This window comes from Archangium lansingense, assembly GCF_026626635.1.
Classification (GTDB): Bacteria; Myxococcota; Myxococcia; order Myxococcales; family Myxococcaceae; genus Archangium; species Archangium lansingense.
The window spans coordinates 1,567,596-1,582,908 of sequence record NZ_JAPNKA010000001.1; the positions used below are offsets into that span (position 1 = coordinate 1,567,596).

General features: G+C 62.1%; 13 protein-coding genes. 7 read left to right on the forward strand and 6 right to left on the reverse strand.

What is annotated here, in order from left to right; genetic code table 11:
• Positions 1–109 precede the first annotated feature (109 nt).
• Positions 110–1,414 carry a hypothetical protein gene (locus OV287_RS06350; protein ID WP_267533081.1) on the forward strand — a complete coding sequence of 435 codons (1,305 nt, stop codon included), beginning with the start codon at positions 110–112 and terminating at the stop codon, positions 1,412–1,414.
• 238 nt (positions 1,415–1,652) lie between these two features.
• Here the strand turns inward: OV287_RS06350 and OV287_RS06355 are convergent, their stop codons facing one another.
• From OV287_RS06355 to OV287_RS06380, 6 genes are all read right to left on the reverse strand, one after another.
• On the reverse strand, positions 1,653–2,090 hold the full coding sequence (locus OV287_RS06355) for a DoxX family protein (protein ID WP_267533082.1): 438 nt from the start codon (positions 2,088–2,090) through the stop codon (positions 1,653–1,655).
• Positions 2,091–2,460: 370 nt separating this feature from the next.
• On the reverse strand, positions 2,461–4,524 hold the full coding sequence (locus OV287_RS06360; RefSeq protein ID WP_267533083.1) for a hypothetical protein: 2,064 nt from the start codon (positions 4,522–4,524) through the stop codon (positions 2,461–2,463).
• Positions 4,525–4,584: 60 nt separating this feature from the next.
• Positions 4,585–5,499, reverse strand: coding sequence for a hypothetical protein (locus OV287_RS06365; protein WP_267533084.1), 915 nt, complete (start codon positions 5,497–5,499; stop codon positions 4,585–4,587).
• A gap of 126 nt (positions 5,500–5,625) precedes the next feature.
• The gene (locus tag OV287_RS06370; RefSeq protein WP_267533085.1) at positions 5,626–5,901 is read right to left on the reverse strand and encodes a carboxymuconolactone decarboxylase family protein; all 276 of its coding nucleotides are present in this window, start codon (positions 5,899–5,901) and stop codon (positions 5,626–5,628) included.
• 120 nt (positions 5,902–6,021) lie between these two features.
• Positions 6,022–6,384 (reverse strand): helix-turn-helix domain-containing protein, encoded by a 363-nt coding sequence (locus OV287_RS06375; protein WP_267533086.1) that lies wholly within the window; start codon positions 6,382–6,384, stop codon positions 6,022–6,024.
• A gap of 247 nt (positions 6,385–6,631) precedes the next feature.
• Positions 6,632–7,105 (reverse strand): hypothetical protein, encoded by a 474-nt coding sequence (locus OV287_RS06380; RefSeq protein WP_267533087.1) that lies wholly within the window; start codon positions 7,103–7,105, stop codon positions 6,632–6,634.
• A 188-nt stretch (positions 7,106–7,293) separates the two neighbouring features.
• On the opposite strand from OV287_RS06380, the gene OV287_RS06385 reads away from it, so the two are divergent.
• From OV287_RS06385 to OV287_RS06410, 6 genes are all read left to right on the forward strand, one after another.
• Positions 7,294–7,881, forward strand: a complete 588-nt coding sequence (locus OV287_RS06385; RefSeq protein ID WP_267533088.1) for a hypothetical protein — start codon at positions 7,294–7,296, stop codon at positions 7,879–7,881.
• A 594-nt stretch (positions 7,882–8,475) separates the two neighbouring features.
• Entirely contained in the window at positions 8,476–9,582 is a 1,107-nt protein-coding gene (locus OV287_RS06390; protein ID WP_267533089.1) for a chymotrypsin family serine protease, read from the forward strand.
• A gap of 33 nt (positions 9,583–9,615) precedes the next feature.
• The gene (locus tag OV287_RS06395) at positions 9,616–10,047 is read left to right on the forward strand and encodes a hypothetical protein (RefSeq protein ID WP_267533090.1); all 432 of its coding nucleotides are present in this window, start codon (positions 9,616–9,618) and stop codon (positions 10,045–10,047) included.
• Positions 10,048–10,207: 160 nt separating this feature from the next.
• A complete protein-coding gene (locus tag OV287_RS06400; protein WP_267533091.1) occupies positions 10,208–12,460 on the forward strand; it encodes a hypothetical protein in 2,253 nt (750 codons plus the stop codon).
• A 247-nt stretch (positions 12,461–12,707) separates the two neighbouring features.
• Positions 12,708–14,420, forward strand: coding sequence for an AAA family ATPase (locus tag OV287_RS06405; protein ID WP_267533092.1), 1,713 nt, complete (start codon positions 12,708–12,710; stop codon positions 14,418–14,420).
• Positions 14,420–15,259: an HNH endonuclease gene (locus OV287_RS06410; RefSeq protein WP_267533093.1), complete on the forward strand. Its 840-nt coding sequence runs from the start codon at positions 14,420–14,422 to the stop codon at positions 15,257–15,259. The genes OV287_RS06405 and OV287_RS06410 overlap by 1 nt, the downstream gene beginning before the upstream one ends.
• The last annotated feature ends 54 nt before the right edge of the window (positions 15,260–15,313 follow it).

Below are 15,313 nucleotides of genomic sequence, written 5' to 3' on the forward strand. Positions count from 1 at the left end.
TGTCGGGCGCGCTGTCGAGCCGGGTGCTTGAGTACGCCATCGCGCTCCTACATGATGCGCTGCTGCGCGAGCCGCCCGTGTTCAGTGCGCAGCTGGGAGTTGGTCCGCCGTGATTGCCCGATCTGCTCGCGAGTGCTTGCTGTACATCCAGCTCCATCCGTGTGCTTGTGGTGCGCCGAATCCCGCGAAGAGCCAGGGCGTTCACTCGACGGAGAACGGGCTCGTCGCGCGCTACGCGGGCACGTGCGAACGGTGCGGGCGCGAGAACACGTTCGAGTTCACGCTCGCTCCCGAGACACCGCCGCTCGACGTGTACGGTGGTGAGCGGCCGTCGCAGCTCATCTGCCCGGGGCAGTTCGCGCTGCACTCCGACGAGCTGGCAGCGCGGTGGCCCGCCGACCCCGCGACGCTTCCCGCCGACAAGCGCGGCGCGGCGCGCGAGGAGCTGAGCTGGGCGATTCGCGACCTCGAGGAGGTGGCGAAGTTCATGGTCGATGGTGCGGTCCCCGAGGTCGCGTTCACGTCGGACGCGGGACTCGCGCTGTACCGCGCGCAACCCGGTCGATTCCGCAGGATGCGCCTGGAAGCGCGCATCGAAGCGTATCGCCGCCTGGTCGCAGCGCTCGGCGGAACTGGGAGACCTGCCACGATGAACGCGTTTGAACGAGTGCTCGCGGAGCCGGGCTCGTTTGCCGCGCGCAAGGAGCTGCTCGCGGAGTGGAAGCGTAAGGGCGATCGGCGTGCGTCGGTGCTCGAGAAGCAGCTGGCGCTGTTCGAGGCGGCGAAGGCGGGCGGCGACGTCGATCCGCAGCGGCGCGCGGTCAACGTCGAGCTCATTCGCGACGGCAAGGCGCTCGCTGGCGAGCTCGCCGGGTTGGTCCAGGACTTCAAGTTCCAACGCGGCCTGGTCGCCGAGATCAAGATCAGCGGCGCGGACTTCGTCGCGCGCGCGGCGAAGCTGTTCACGCTCGCGCCGATCCAGCACGTGACCATCACGCTGCCGCTGCCGTCGGTGATCGCGTTCTTCGAGGTGCCGCAGCTCGCGAAGCTGACGTCGCTGAACATGCCCCTCCTCGGCGCCGCGTTCGGGGACGCCGGGGCGAGCGCGCTCGCGGGATGTGCCCACGCCAAGGGGCTGAAGTGGATCTCCCTCAACCAGGACGAGCTCACGCTGGTGGGTGTCGAGTCGCTCGCGGCCTCGACGTACCTCGCCGACGTCGCCTTCCTCGGCCTGGACGGAAACCCCGTGGACCCGACGCCGGTCAGCCAGGAAGTGATGGAAGGACGCTATGCGGGCGCCCGGCCAGTGCTGGCCGAGCAGCTCGAGAAGAAGTTCGGCCCGCGACGATGGCTGCAGGTTCCGGAGAATCCCGAGGACTGGCCGCCCCACCGCGAGGCGCTCGCGATCACGTAACCCTCGGATTCAACTGGCCCCTGCGGTTGGCCGCAGCGGGGAAGGTGTCAAAGGACTCGTACAGGCATATTGCCTCCTACGAATCGTCCGACACCTCGGGCCGACACCCCGGAGGGGTCTCTTGCGGAGTCGGAGAGCACAACTCCGGCGCGAGCCTCCGCGTCGCCTCCCAGCACCGCCAGGCCAGCGGCGTCTCATCGCCACCCAGGCAGAGGTCCCCGAGGTCCTTGTGCGAGCGTCACGTCGGGCGCTTCGACGCGCGATAGGCCGCCCACGCGCCGGTTGACCAGAGGGCACAGGCGACGAGGACGGGCTGGAAGAAGAGCCGGATGAGCCGCGCCCTGTCGGTGTCGAGACCGAACGCGCTGATGCCGTTGGTGTACTGAGAGATGTTGCCCGGGAAGACGGCGACGAAGAACGCGGCCACCACCCACCCTACTTGCGTGCGCAGGCGGCGCGCGAAGAGGAGGGCCGCGCCGAGCACGAGCTCAACCACGCCAGAAGAGAGGACGATGAAGTCGGCGTCGAGTGGCACCCACTTCGGGACCTGGGCCAGGAACTCGGTACGGGCCCACGTGAGGTGGCCCGCCCCCGCGAGGAGCAAGGAGGCTCCCAGCCAGAGGCGTGCAATGGTTTTCAGGAGACTGGGCCGTGCCACTGCAATGTCTTGAGACATGAATCCTCCAAGGGAATTATGTTGTGCGCAATATAATAGTCCGCAATGTTTTTTGAAGGGAAACGGGGGGCCTGGAATCACGCGGCTTCGCGGTGGATGCATTGCGTGCCGGCTTTTCCATCGATTTCAGCCCTCAACGCGATGGAGGGTTGTTCCTTGAACGCCCGCCACATCCTTGGGGAATGCACATGAAGTCGAGCGGGAATGACATTTAGAGGAAGGTGCTCAGGTCAACTGGCCTTCCTTCCTATTCTCCAGGTGGAGCTGATGGACGGAGGGCGGGTGTCGGGGCACAAGCCGAGCGTGGACGTGCTGCGCCGGGCCCGCCGCATCCGAGCGTCCTGAAGCCACTGAACCTACGAACAGAGACTTACCGAAGCCCGGAGACAGCGCTCTTCCGAATCAGCTCCTCGAGCTCAAGGGCCTTTTCCTCACTGATGCCGAGCCTGGTGCGGCGCCGATGGAGGATGCGCCGCGCATCCTCTGAAGGTGCCCCTTCACTCCAGCAATCCTTCAAGTCCTCCAGGAATTCGCGCTCCGCTTCCGTGAGTTTCCACTCAGCGAGTACCTTCTGCTCGATGCGCTCGGCTTGTTCGGTGTTCAGACCGAAGCGTTGCCGCCGTCGTGCCAGGATGCGGTAGGCGAGTTCGCTGAGTGAGCCATCGACGCAAACATCCGCGACATCCTGGGCGTACTCTGCTTCCGGGTCGATATCAGGCTTCGCATGAGAGGGGGCTTCCTCCGCCGCGCTTCCCACGGGCGGTTGAAAGCGCGCGGTGATCTGCCAGGACGTCTGCCGCATCTCCTGGAGGAATTGCTCTGTCTCATTCCGGAGCGAGAGCTCTATCTTCCCTCCGAATAGAGCCAGCTCCCCGCGCATCCGGTCCAGTCGCTTGCGCGAGACCGCGTACTCATCGCTCATCCGGAACTCGACCGAGAGTTCCTGGCATGCACCGGAGAGCGCGGTGGAGGCTAGCCGCTGCCACGTTGGCTCATGAGGAAGCCAGACGAGGTTGCTGGGAAGATGTGGCGTACGTGACGGCGACAGGCGCAGACGGTAGTGGACCGCTCGCTTGACGTCGGCCCGCGCCTTTTCATTCTCTTTCGTTTCGAGCTCGGCTGTAGCCCCTGTCACAGCGGAGTCGCTGACATTCTGCCTGGTCCGATAGGCTGACAGCATCTGCCGACCGAACTCCTCGGAGGCGTCGAGTTCGATCTCGACAGCGCCTAACGCCGCCATCAACTCCTTGAGCTCGCCGAAGCGGTCCTGGAAGAGCTGCTGGTGATAATCGTCGATGAGCAGGTAGAGGTCCGGTCGCAGCGGATGCCGTGCGTAGAATTCTCCCTCGATGGGATGCCCCACGGGGAACTTCCAGGGAAGCTGACGGAGCACCTCGGGACTGGTGCAGCGGAACTCGAGGGCCGGCCAGGAGGGCAGCAGCGTCGTGCACAGGATGATGTCACGGCGCTCCGGACGTAGACGGCCGAAGCCCGCTATCAGGTCCAGTTCGTGCATTCCGCGAAGCGCGGCGTGGCGGAGCTCTATGGAGGCTTCGGAGGCTTCCGAGGCCGCCATCCGGTACAGCAGCAGCTTCGCGTCTGGAGCATCGCTCTGGTTCGCGAGGTAGTGGAGCGCGCAAGTCAGGGCCGGGCGCAGCACGGGTTCCACCCACGCGGAATACTCATCCGGCGCCTCCCTGGTTTTACGCAATGCGGTGGTGAGGCGGCGGAGTTCTTCCACCCCTTCCGGCCGCCCCGAGGCAATCAATGCTCGCGCATGGAGCACGGCCAGGGATGCGTACTCGACGGGCATCACCACGATGTTTCCGTCAGCCATCCTGGTTCTTGGGGTGAGGTTTTCTGGAAGCGCATCGGGCTTTTGCCCCAAGGCGCTCAGTTTCTGGTGCAGTTGCCCGAGGAGTGTCGCTGCCTGCGTGTCCGTTGGCCGTTGCCCTCCTGGCTGCTCCCACGCGGAGACCGTGGACTCGATGGCCTCGACGCTCTTGCGCCAGGAGCTCTGACTGGCAGCGGCGAAGGACTGCAAGAGTCGCAGGAGCGCCCCCTCCGCGATTCCTTCCAGAGGTGTCGTCGCGTAGGGTAATTTCAGCAGGGACAGGGCTCCCTTTTCCTGCACTGCGAGCACCGAGCCCGAGGAACTGATGGCATCTATCTCCTGCCAGGTCAGATGGACTGCGGGCTCGCCATCGTCGAGCTTGAAGGAGAGTCCGCATCTGCCGAGCAAGATGCTCTTCTTGGCGCTTCCGAAGAGAGTGCCGTCATACAGGAAGAAGACATCCTCGGAGTACCCGTGGGCCGTTCGTGCATTGCGAAGTTTGTCCGCCGGGATGTTCAGGCCGAGGTAGACGGACTGAAGATCTCCTGAATGCTGGTCGAGCAAGCTGCGCAGATCGTCTTCAAGAGCAGTGGAATCCACCTGGCGCTGCCTTTCCAATGAGCGGGAAGGCGGGGCAAAAGGGCCTACCCCGCGGGAGTCCTACTTGTCGTAGCCGCTGCCCCCGGCGGTCACGTAGATGAACGATTGTACGTCGATGAAGTCGCGAGCTCCGAGTGGCTTGAGCTCCTCCAACAAGAGACGGGAGAAACCGTGTAGCGACGAGTACGTCCGCCAGTTCGGATGTGGGGCGTAGTTCAACTCATAGCCCAGCCGCTGGGCCGCCTCTTGCGTGTACTTCGGTCGGAAGAACATGTGCCGGTCAGGCTGTGCCAGGTAGAGGAATACGGTGGTCACGGGCCACGTGGCGACCGCGGAGCCAGGGGCTGGCAGCGCATCCAGTGCGCCGACGAAGTCCTCGAAGGCGCTTTGGGTAGGCTCGGGGAGCGCGAGAAGCGCGAAGAGCGTGCGGTGGAATCGTTCCGCCGCCTGCTCATCCTTCAGCCCATCCCGAAGTGGAGCCTTGTCCCAGTTGGGGTGCAGCAGATTCGTCTTGGCGTCGATGTGCAAGAGCCTGTGCGTCAGCTCGGCGACCTTCCCTTCTGCGAGGAGTTGCTCCGCCTTTCCACCGCCAAACGCCTCGTTGAAGGCCTTGTGAGCCGCCACCTTGTAGTGGCGCTCTCCCGTCTGCAGATTGCCCTCGTAAGCCGGATCATTGAAGCCGAGAGGGAAGACCTGCTTGAAGTGTCCGATGGCTTGAGGCTGGGTCAGCCGCTCGTGAGCCAACTGGTAGGTCCCGTCCTTCAGGACGAACGGTGGCAGATGGTCGAGCCACGGGTCGCTCTGTCGCGCCGCGGGTCGGAGGAGTGGCCTCTTGGGGTCGAGCTTGATCCGTGTGGCGGCGTGCCCATTCCTGGACGGGAAGAAGACATGGAGCATGTCTCCCTTGGCGGCAATGACCTTGCCAGGGCCAAGCGAGGCGTGCTCCACCAACATGCCAGCGGTGAACGAGTCCAAAGGAACTCCTTTTCTCTGCGAGCCAATCCCTGGAGCAGTATCGCTGGAGCGTTGAAGAAGGGCACGTCCCCGTGAAGCCGTTCCGGCACAATGAAGGGGTGCTCCTTTGGCGCTACCCGATGGTGCTCAGGTGCCCTTACCGGGTGGCGGACTCGCTGGTGGGCCCGCGGCATAGCCCGCCTGGGAGAGCCGCTCGGCGCTGCGCTCGTAGACCTCGGCGGGGTGCTCGCGAACGCCCATGGCGTCCGCCCACCGGTTGTAGAAGTCGAACAGCGCGCAGACGGTGATGGCGTCGTAGACGGCCTCGTTCGTCCACCCCGCGACCTTCACGGCCTCCACGTCCTCCTCGCGGATGTGCTCCGCCTCGCGATTCACCTTCTCCAGGAATGGGAGCCGTCTCAAGGTCCTCCAGGACGGCCTGGACCTTCTGCTCATTGCCCGGGGAGGGTGTCAAAGGACTCGTACAGGCATATTGCCTCCTACGGGGAAGGTGTCAAAGGACTCGTACAGGCATATTGCCTCCTACGAATCGTCTGACACCTCGGCCGGTCCCTGGCGCCGCAGGGCTCGCATGACCGCGGAGCGGCTGGTGTGGACCTGGGTGCGAGCTACCAGCGCCTCGAAGTGCTCCTGCACCGTGGCATCGGGCCGCATGCGTACCTGGCGCCCGAGCGTCTCCAGGACCTCTCCCTGGATGGGCGAGAAGTGGCCCCCGCCCCTCGGTCGGGGCTCCAGGCGTCCCGTCTCCGCCTCGAGTTTCAGCCAATGAGAGAGTGTCTTGTCGCAGACACTGAATTCAGCGGCCACCTCCTCCAGGGTTCTGCCACCGCGCCTGAAAGCCGCAACGGCTCGCTCACGCAGGTCCACCGAATAGGGTCGGGGCATGATTCCTCCTCCAGCCCTGGTAGAACAATTTTGACCGGAACATTCAACTGGCCGGCGTAGTCAGACGACTCGTATCGCCATGGTGAAAGCCCCACCTTCGCGCCCGTCGAGTCCTTCAATACTGCCCCGGATGCCGTCACTCAGGATGGGGAGGTGTAGTTGTCGTTGATGGGGAGATGTAATTGTCGCTGAGCAACGCTCGACACGCTCCTCCCGCGGCCGTTGTCGCGGACCACCACGCCGCCGCTCACTGCTGCATATACATGCCGTATCGCTCGTCCCAGATGAAATACAACGCCTGGGCATTCGAGCCGCCGCGCTGAGAGATGTCGTACGGCGAATAGCTGGTCACGTACGAGTCTCCCTTTTCGGCCCATTGCCAACCGTTCTGGAACGACGAGGAGAACACATAGCCGACCTCGCCGCGGTAGAAGCCGAGCGCCACCCAGTCGTAGCGGGAGTGCAGCGTGCCAGACCAGTGCAGCACATACGGGTCGTAGACGCTCTTGCCGGTCTCGAGCCATGCCCGGCGCGGTTCGTCGGCGGCCCTCGCCGCGGACGCGACCGCTTGGGAGGGTCGTGCGAGAAGGGTTGCGGCCTCCCGCGGCGACGCGACCGTCACCCCTGTGCTGGGCTGGAACGCGTCCCGCGCCTTCGGCGCCACTGCGAACTCGCTCTCCTCGACCTGCTGCAACACTGCGCCATTTTTGAGCTTGAACATCTCGATCCTCCTGGTTTTTTCCACGCGGCGACAGGTGGAGCAGCCGAAGTGATGCCCGCGCCACCGATTCTCGTTATACACCCGCCCGCCCATCCGTGGACGAACGCACGAGCGATGGCGAGGCTGGGGCTGGAGCCACAGCGCATCGTCCCGCCGGGGCCCTCGCTGGCGCGCCAGAGGGGTCCGATGTGGATGACTTGACCTATGCACTTTGGCGCAAGCGTCATCCAGAGTTGATCCCCGCTGTTCGTGGAGCCCTGGAGCGGATCGCTCCACCTGCTTCCGAGGGCCTGCTGGCCCTCCTTCGCTTGCTGGAGAACTCTTCGGAAGAACTGCGAGTGTGGATTGAGGACGAGTCGGTGCCTGTCGAGCAGAAGACCAAGGTCCTGACCGTGCTGGACGAGGAGGTACTAGATGAACTGGTCCCTTTGCTCCCCTCATTCATCTTCCTGGCCCGGTCCATCATTGGAGTGGCATCCACACGCAAGGGGCAGGAAAGGCGTTTCTGTGATCGCCTGTTCACCCTGCTGCTCCTACACCGCGAGCGTCTTCTTCCCGCGCTTCCACCCAAGGCCCGCGCCGGATTGCGCGAGGTGGCCCGGAGAATGGTTGCGGCCCCGGAGACTGTACGCATCATCAAAGCCGCGACTATCCTTGAGTACGTGGGACATCGGGAGGACGCCGACCTGCTGGCGGAATACAAGTCCCAAGACGATGTGCTTGGCAGGGTGTACGAGGAGGCTATCGAGGTACTGCGCAAGCTCCCCCATACTTGAAGTCAGGAGCCCGGGGAAGGTGTCAAAGGGCTCGTACAGGCATATTGCCTCCTACGAATCGTCTGACACCTCGGCGGTCAGGGTAGAGACAAACAAGGCTGCGGCCATCATCATTTTACGATTTGCATGGCAGCGTCTTCCTCTCGTTGTGTGACTGCCCCGGCCAGTTGATCCAGAATTGCTTCGACATGCGAAACAGGGCGCCTCACCCTGTGAGGTGCCTGTGGCTTTTCACCTCATGGAGAGAGAGGAGCGGTGTGCCGGATGTGAGAGAGGCACCCATTCACTCGCTTGGTTCTCTGGCGGGCTCACCGACGCGGCAGTGCCCTGAGTCCGCCCCGGTTTGGTGGCCCTCCCGCATTTTCGGCGATTCAGCGGCGGCGATCTGGCGAGCCTCATTCGCGCGGCCATCTGCATGAGTCCAAAATCCACACAAACCGCGGGAGAGCCACGCAATTGGGGCAATCCCACTTAGTCACAAATGACAAGCACGGACTCCCTCCAGGTGGCAGCTCAGCCCGCCAACCTCAATAGTGCCCCCGTCCCTCACATCCCTGTACTTTCCGTCCAATTGCTGACCAGGAGAACAGTCCCATGCGACACCTGCGATTCTGTCTGGTTATCCTCTCATTGCTCACAACCCCAGCCATTGCCGCCAACTACTTCACCGGTGCGGAGCGTGACGCAGCGCTCGCTGCCGTCGAGCTCCTGAAGCCAATTCAAGCGCGCTCTCAAGCGAAGATCCTATCCGTGCCCGGTGTCTTCGGCCTTGGAATTGGCCTGGACCGCACGACGGGGCGATTCGTGTTCCAGGCGTTCGTCGACAAGAGCAAGCCGCTCCCGACGTTGCCCCCGGCTCTGGAGGGCGTGCCGCTGCGAGTGGTCCGGGACACCCCTCCGGTCGCAGTCGATGGCGGCTCGGCGTGCATGCCGTGTCATGCCAACCAGCTCGTACTGCCGGTTGAGATGGGCAATTCCGGCAGGCCCGTCGCTGCCGGGTCCTCCTGCGGCTCCTGCACCATGGGATTCAAGGCCTGCGAGCCCCAGACAGGAAACACGGTGTGGGTGACCGCGGCGCACTGCGCGACCGATGCCACGCTCTGTCCAGGAACCGCGCCGGTTGGCACGGCCAGCTACCACTCATCGCCCGGGGATGCGTTCTTCCAGTGCAACCTGACCACCAACGTTGGCTCGGTCTCCTTGCAGGCCCCTCCCGTGCCCAACGGGACGGTGGATGCCGTCTCCGTCGTGAGTGATGTCTCGCTGACGTTCCCCTCCGTGCGCGACATCGGCGGACTCGCGGTGACTACCGGCACCCCGCTCCTTGGGGATGACGTTCAAAAGTCAGGGCGAACCACCGGCAAGACCACCGGCTCCGTGGATGCGACCAACACCGCAGTCATGATTAGCTACAACTGTGGCGCCATCACCCTGAACCAGCAGGTGCGGATTGTCGACACGACGGGAGACATCTTCTGCACGGGCGGCGATTCAGGGTCGGGGGTCTTCGACATGGGCAGCCCCGCGCAGGTGGTTGGACTGCTCGTCGCCCGCAATGCCGCCGGAACCACATGCTGGGCCAACACCGCGAGCAACGTCCTCTCCGCGCTAGGAGCTTGTCGGAGAATCGCCGAAAAACGACTCCTACATACCAACCATAGCGGTGTGTTTGAGTCGCACTACCCCTCATGTAGTGGGTAGCCGAGGTATTCCGACAGGCTCCTAGGACTCTCCATGAACCATGCGGCCTGTGTGGAGAACGCCTGTCCCGCCATCGACTTGGCGGGCGCCACCTCGGCCCCAGTGCGCGTGACGAGACTGCTCTACCTGTTCCGCGATGACGTGCTCGCGGAGAGCGAAGCGGGGCGAGCGCGGATCCGGACCTTCTACTCGGTCGCGGCGGAGTGGGTTGCGCTCTACGCTCAGCGTCCGGGGTTGTTCCAGGCGACACGGAACAGCCTCGAGCAAAACCTTCCCGTCCTCGATGCGCTGGCCCATCGGCGACCGGTCACCGTGTCGCGAGCGGCGCTGGACTCGGTGAGACAGTTGCTCGACAGGCACATCGCCGCCGCGCAGAGCGAGTCCCTCAGGGCGGCCTTTCAGACGTGGCGAAAGGAGCTCGACAATCCGGCGGTCTGGAGCGAGTTCAACGTGACCGTGCGGTAGCCGGGGTCTCCTGGCCGGGTCCGCGAGCGAGCCCCCAAGAAGGGGAGGAGGGCGCGAGCGTGGACCTACCCCAGGGGGGCAACGTTCCGTGCCTTCCATGTAGACTGACGGCTCCTCAGGGGGGCGTACGCGGTTCCCCTCGGCGTGGAGGAGGAGCAACATGAAGGCCAGAGGGTGGCTCGTGGCGGCGGCACTCGTGCTGGCTGGCTGCAAGTCCGAGCGCGAGAAGTACCTGGAGGGGGTTGAATCCGAATGGCAGCGGCTCACGGCCAGCGAGCCCGCGGTGGACACTGAGCGCGTGCGCGCCTACGAGGCCTTTCTCGCGCGCTTTCCCGAAGCAAACCCCCATGGCAATCCCCACGCCGAGGAGGCCCGGCGCCACATGGGCGAGGCCCAGGCCCGGCTCGACGCGGAGGCGAAGCGCCTGCAACTCGTCCAGAACCGGCGCACCCAGCTGCTGCCGCTCATCGCCGATACGCTCTTCTCGCTGGCGGGCGGGGCGCGCGACATCGGGCGCGACACCCACCTCATCCGCATGGAGAACCGGGGAGTGCACCAGGTGGGGCGGGGCGTGGTTCGCACCGCCAACTGGGAGGTGACCTCCGAGCTGCCCGCGCTGAGCCGGTTGCGCGAGGTGATGGGAGCGGCCCTCTATGACAAGAGGCGTCGCGCGTATGACCCCGGGCTGCTGCGCGAGTTGCTGGAGTCGGCCTACCTCTCGCCGGGCACACCGCTGCTGGGTACCACGACGGAGGCGCTCTTCCCGGTGTTCCGCCGTCGCCTGCGCGTGGAACTGCGGCTCCACCGCTGCCTCGCCGAGCTCGTGGCCCCGCGCATCCCCGAACTGGAGCGCGAGTTCAACGCCGCGCTCAAGTCCAGGTCCACCACCCGCCGCTGGCTGGAGGACACGCCCCCCGAGACCGATGGATGGTGGGAGTCCGAGCACGCGTGGGACCGTTCCTGGTGGGACAACCCCAAGGACAGACGTTCCTTCTACGCCTGGGTGTATTACACCCGGGGCCCCCACAACTGCGGCATCGCCCCGGGCGAGGTGACCTCCCTGGATGTGGGCTTCTGGATCCGCCGCTTCGAGGATGGCACCGCTCCCGTTCTCGCCGAGGCCATCGAGCGCGTCCTGAAGGCCTACGACGGGGAGTGGCTGAAGTCGCTCGAAATCCATCCCATCTGGGACAAGGTCGCCTATCTCGATGATGGCCGAGGGGTGGAGTACCTCGGGACTCGCCGGAGGACGGATCCCGCCCGTTTCGAGATCGTCTACCGGGACTGGCATGGGCAGCCCGTGGGGGAGGACGGCGAGCAGGAGACCCCCGAGGAGCAGACCGTCGAGGAATACGGCTCGCTCTTCTTCGAGGAGCCTACGCCTTCACCGGAGTTTCGTGACGAGAAGACGGGAGACCGGCTCATCCGCCTGGCCGAGCCTCAGCCCCGCAAGCTCTTCTTCTCGGAGGACGGCAAGCAGCTGCTCGCCTTCTCCGAGCGGCAGGTGGAGTGGCTGGACGTAGAGACGCTGCGGAGCGAACGGAGTGTCTCGATTCCCTCCGCGCCGAGCCGCGTGGACCACGTGGTGCTCAGCGGTGATGGGCGCACCTTCGCGGTGAAGTTCGAGGAGGGCATGAGGCCGGCGGGGGTGCGGATGCAGGATGCCCAGACGGGGGAGACCACCCGGTGGCTCATGCAGCTCCGGCTCGACTACGTCGCGGTCAACGCGGACGCCACGCTCCTGGCGGGCTTCGGACCGAACCGGACGCTGGAGGCACACTTCCTGGGACCGGAGGGAAGCCCCGAGCGTCCGGTGGTGCAACTGCCGCTCGAGTCTTCGCAGATCGCGCTCCATCCCACGCGGCCATGGCTGGTCACAGGCAACTCGAAGCTCGAACTGTGGGACTTGAGCACGGGCGAGAAGCTGGGTACGGCCGAGGGAAATCACCTATGGGAGCGGGCGTTCGATGCGGAGGGCAAGCGGCTGTTCGCGGTGAACGAGCAATATCGCGAGGGGAACTACGGGCGGGAGGGAGTGCTCTCGCGGCTCGACCCGGAGACCCGGGCGTTCACCGTCGAGAAGCGCTTCAAGGGGGCCTCGGAGGGCCACTGGCTGCCCAAGGGACGGCTCCTGCTGCGCAAGGGCGATGTCTTCCGGGTGGTGGACGGCAAGACATTCCAGACCGTGGGCCGTCCGGTGCGCGCGCGCTATTTCAAAGCGGCCTCTCCAGATGGGCGCTGGCTGCTCCTCGATCTGGAGGACGACATGCTGCTCTGGTCTCTACCTGCCCCTGCGGTCGAGCAGGGAAGTGCGGCGGAGGCGGGTGTTCAGCTGGAGGCCAGCGATGCCGGCATTCGGGCCGAAGCCAGTGCTGCTGGCGCCCAGAGCGAGGCCAGGGACGCGGGATCGTAGGCTGCGTCCCCTGACGGGCCGGAGTTCGTCGCCTGCCGGGGAAGGTGTCAAAGGATTCGTACAGGCATATTGCCTCCTACGAATCGTCTGACACCTCGGCCGGGCTTGATCTCAAGTATCCACTGCTAGATACTGTTAATTGACAGCGACGTCTGCTCGAGAGCAGTTCATGACCGCTCGATGACCATGCCCCACAAACGACCTTCACACCATCGCCTGACACAAACCACTCACCCCAAGAATCAGAATGAGTAACGCCCACAGCGGAAACATCGTTGCGTTTTTCGCGCGCTCCATAGCAGAGGCATCAGGCATACCAAGACCAGTCCTCATCGTAACACCAGACACAGATACGGGCTGGAACGATTTTGGACATAAATTCCAGGCCCGCCTCTACTTACTCAGAACCACTCCACAAGGAGACGAAGGCTTTGACTACTTCCCCATGCGCCTCATGTTTCAAGGCCAAGACAACACCATTTCGTACTTGAATCAACTCTTCGATCAGCATGGGCCACTAGTCGCATGCACCCAAGTCAAGGAGCCTTTTTGCTCAATCCTTACTCAAGATAGTTCCTACAGAGATCTGGTTTCGGAATTGAAATTAGAAGAGGCTGTGCATGGCCTTAGCCAAATCGGAGATGCTGTAGTTCTTGAATCCAGAGGCATCGCCCATCCACGCTTGGAGCTTGTTCAGTCAGAATCATTTCATATGGGCGCCTTAAGAGACAGTAAGTCATACTCCGCATGGAGACACGCTAAGCGCCACCTTCGACATGACCCGCCGCCTCCCATAACCGATGCAGCTACCAACTTTCTGGTCAAAACCCACATACCGGGCTTGGCCAACGCCTACGAGGTCAATTTTGAGTTCAATAAGGAGGAGCTGCTTCGCAATCGAATCGCTGTCCTTATCGGTCAAAACGGCGTTGGAAAGACGCAATTTCTTCTGTCGATCATAAAGAGAGCAATCCAATCCAAAAAAAACGATTTAATCCCAGGAGCGCTGACTGAAGCGCAGATCGAGCCAGCACTCTCATTCAACGGTCTTATGGTTTTCTCCTCTGTCTCATCCGATCGTTACCCAGAAGCAATCGCTCCGTGGGATGGGGGACTCGACTACAATTATTTTTCGCTTCTCCCCCAAGATCCACGCCTCTCATATGGAATCGATACACTCACTGCGGCACTTGCCGATATAATTCGAAGCAAGGATTCTTTTGGCACTCCCGGTAGTGAAGACAACACACAGACAAGGTCCGACGTATTGGAGGACGCCCTTAAATACTTTACGGACTGGCAATCCATCCACCTGCCAATCCTAAAAGAAACGCCAAGCGGCGTCATACGCACAGTTGAGTTGTCCAATGGCCGTTATGCATCCCTGCATTCAATCAACGGCGAACAACGAACACTGAAGACTATTCGCTATTTGGACTGGAAGCGGCCTCCTGTCATTATCAAAGACGGCGTTTTTAGGCATCTCAGCAGTGGGCAGGTCGCCTTGATGCGGTTCGCCGTTCAAGCGATCGGGTCCATTCAGCAGGGAAGTCTCATCCTCATGGATGAACCAGAAACCCATCTTCATCCAAACTTCATATCTGTCTTGATTGAAGTTCTACACACAATACTAGAGGCGACTCGTTCTTGCGCCATCATCGCCACCCATTCTGCCTATATTGTTCGTGAGGTTCCCCGCAGCAGAGTTCTGGTCTTCCGAGTCCAAGATGAGGCGGCGGAAGTATCCCATCCCAGATTGCAGACATTCGGCTCGAGCATCGACTCCATCTCGCAGTTTGTTTTCGGAGATTCGGAAATCGAGCATCTTCACGAAACGCTCTTGACTAAGTGGCTCAGCAACGAAGCCAGCATCGAGGCGGTTTTGGAGAAATATGGCGCAGAACTCAATCCCGAGAGCCTTTCTTACATCAGAAAAATCATCAGCGAGCAGGAGCCGTAATGAAAAGCGCTCAACCAGTCCCTTACGACGATCAGTCGACAATAAGCAAAATATGCAAAGATAGAGCAGGCTGGTCGGTTCACGAAACATCGTGGATACAATCCGTAGTCGCATACAAGGCCGCACAAGGTGATCCCTGGGTTCTTCAACCCAACGCATCGCTAAAAATCATTGCAGAAAAACTAGAAAATCTTTACGAGAGCCGACACGATAGCAAGTACATTAAGGATGCGCGCGACATCTTTACGGGCTGTTGTCCTATGTGTGGCTCACTTAGTACAGGAACGCTTGATCACTATCTGCCCAAGGATGAATATCCGGAGTTTTCTATTTTTTCATTGAATCTCATTCCGGCATGCAGTCATTGCAACTCCTCACAAAAAGGCACTGTGTTCAAGGGGGCGAAGGCGCCAGAACGCTTCATACATCCATACTTTGACAACTTCCTCAACAAACCCCTCTGGCTTGTTGCGCTTAAAGAGCCGTACAATGCCGTTAAAATTGGCGCAATCCCAGATCCAGGCCTCTCTGGGAATGAGCTTGAGATTGTTCGTTTCCACATCACACGGCTGCTTGGAAATGAGTTTAAGAAACACGCTCGCAGTCTCTGGACAAACCTACCTCAAACGGTGGCCAAACTACTGCTCGAAGCCAAGAAGGGTGCATCTGTAGCTACAATCAATGAAATAAAAAATCAAATTCAATGGCTGATGACGGCGGGTCAGTTCTCCTACGGTCTCAATAGCTGGACGGTTGGCATCTACCGAGGCATCCTCGCAGATCCGAAGGCCTTGGACTATTTGACCAAGCAGGTCGGTGTGGTTCTAACGACTGTATAAACTAAAAAACTATGAGAGCCTTTGTCTAAATTTGTTGGTGCTTTCTCTCGTTTT

Excerpts from the sequence above, each read along its gene's own strand:
- OV287_RS06380 (WP_267533087.1), bottom strand. The coding sequence starts at position 7,105 with ATGTTCAAGCTCAAAAATGGCGCAGTGTTGCAGCAGGTCGAGGAGAGC.
- OV287_RS06375 (WP_267533086.1), bottom strand. The coding sequence starts at position 6,384 with ATGCCCCGACCCTATTCGGTGGACCTGCGTGAGCGAGCCGTTGCGGCT.
- OV287_RS06390 (WP_267533089.1), top strand. The coding sequence starts at position 8,476 with ATGCGACACCTGCGATTCTGTCTGGTTATCCTCTCATTGCTCACAACC.
- OV287_RS06400 (WP_267533091.1), top strand. The coding sequence starts at position 10,208 with ATGAAGGCCAGAGGGTGGCTCGTGGCGGCGGCACTCGTGCTGGCTGGC.
- OV287_RS06410 (WP_267533093.1), top strand. The coding sequence starts at position 14,420 with ATGAAAAGCGCTCAACCAGTCCCTTACGACGATCAGTCGACAATAAGC.
- OV287_RS06405 (WP_267533092.1), top strand. The coding sequence starts at position 12,708 with ATGAGTAACGCCCACAGCGGAAACATCGTTGCGTTTTTCGCGCGCTCC.
- OV287_RS06355 (WP_267533082.1), bottom strand. The coding sequence starts at position 2,090 with ATGTCTCAAGACATTGCAGTGGCACGGCCCAGTCTCCTGAAAACCATT.
- OV287_RS06395 (WP_267533090.1), top strand. The coding sequence starts at position 9,616 with ATGAACCATGCGGCCTGTGTGGAGAACGCCTGTCCCGCCATCGACTTG.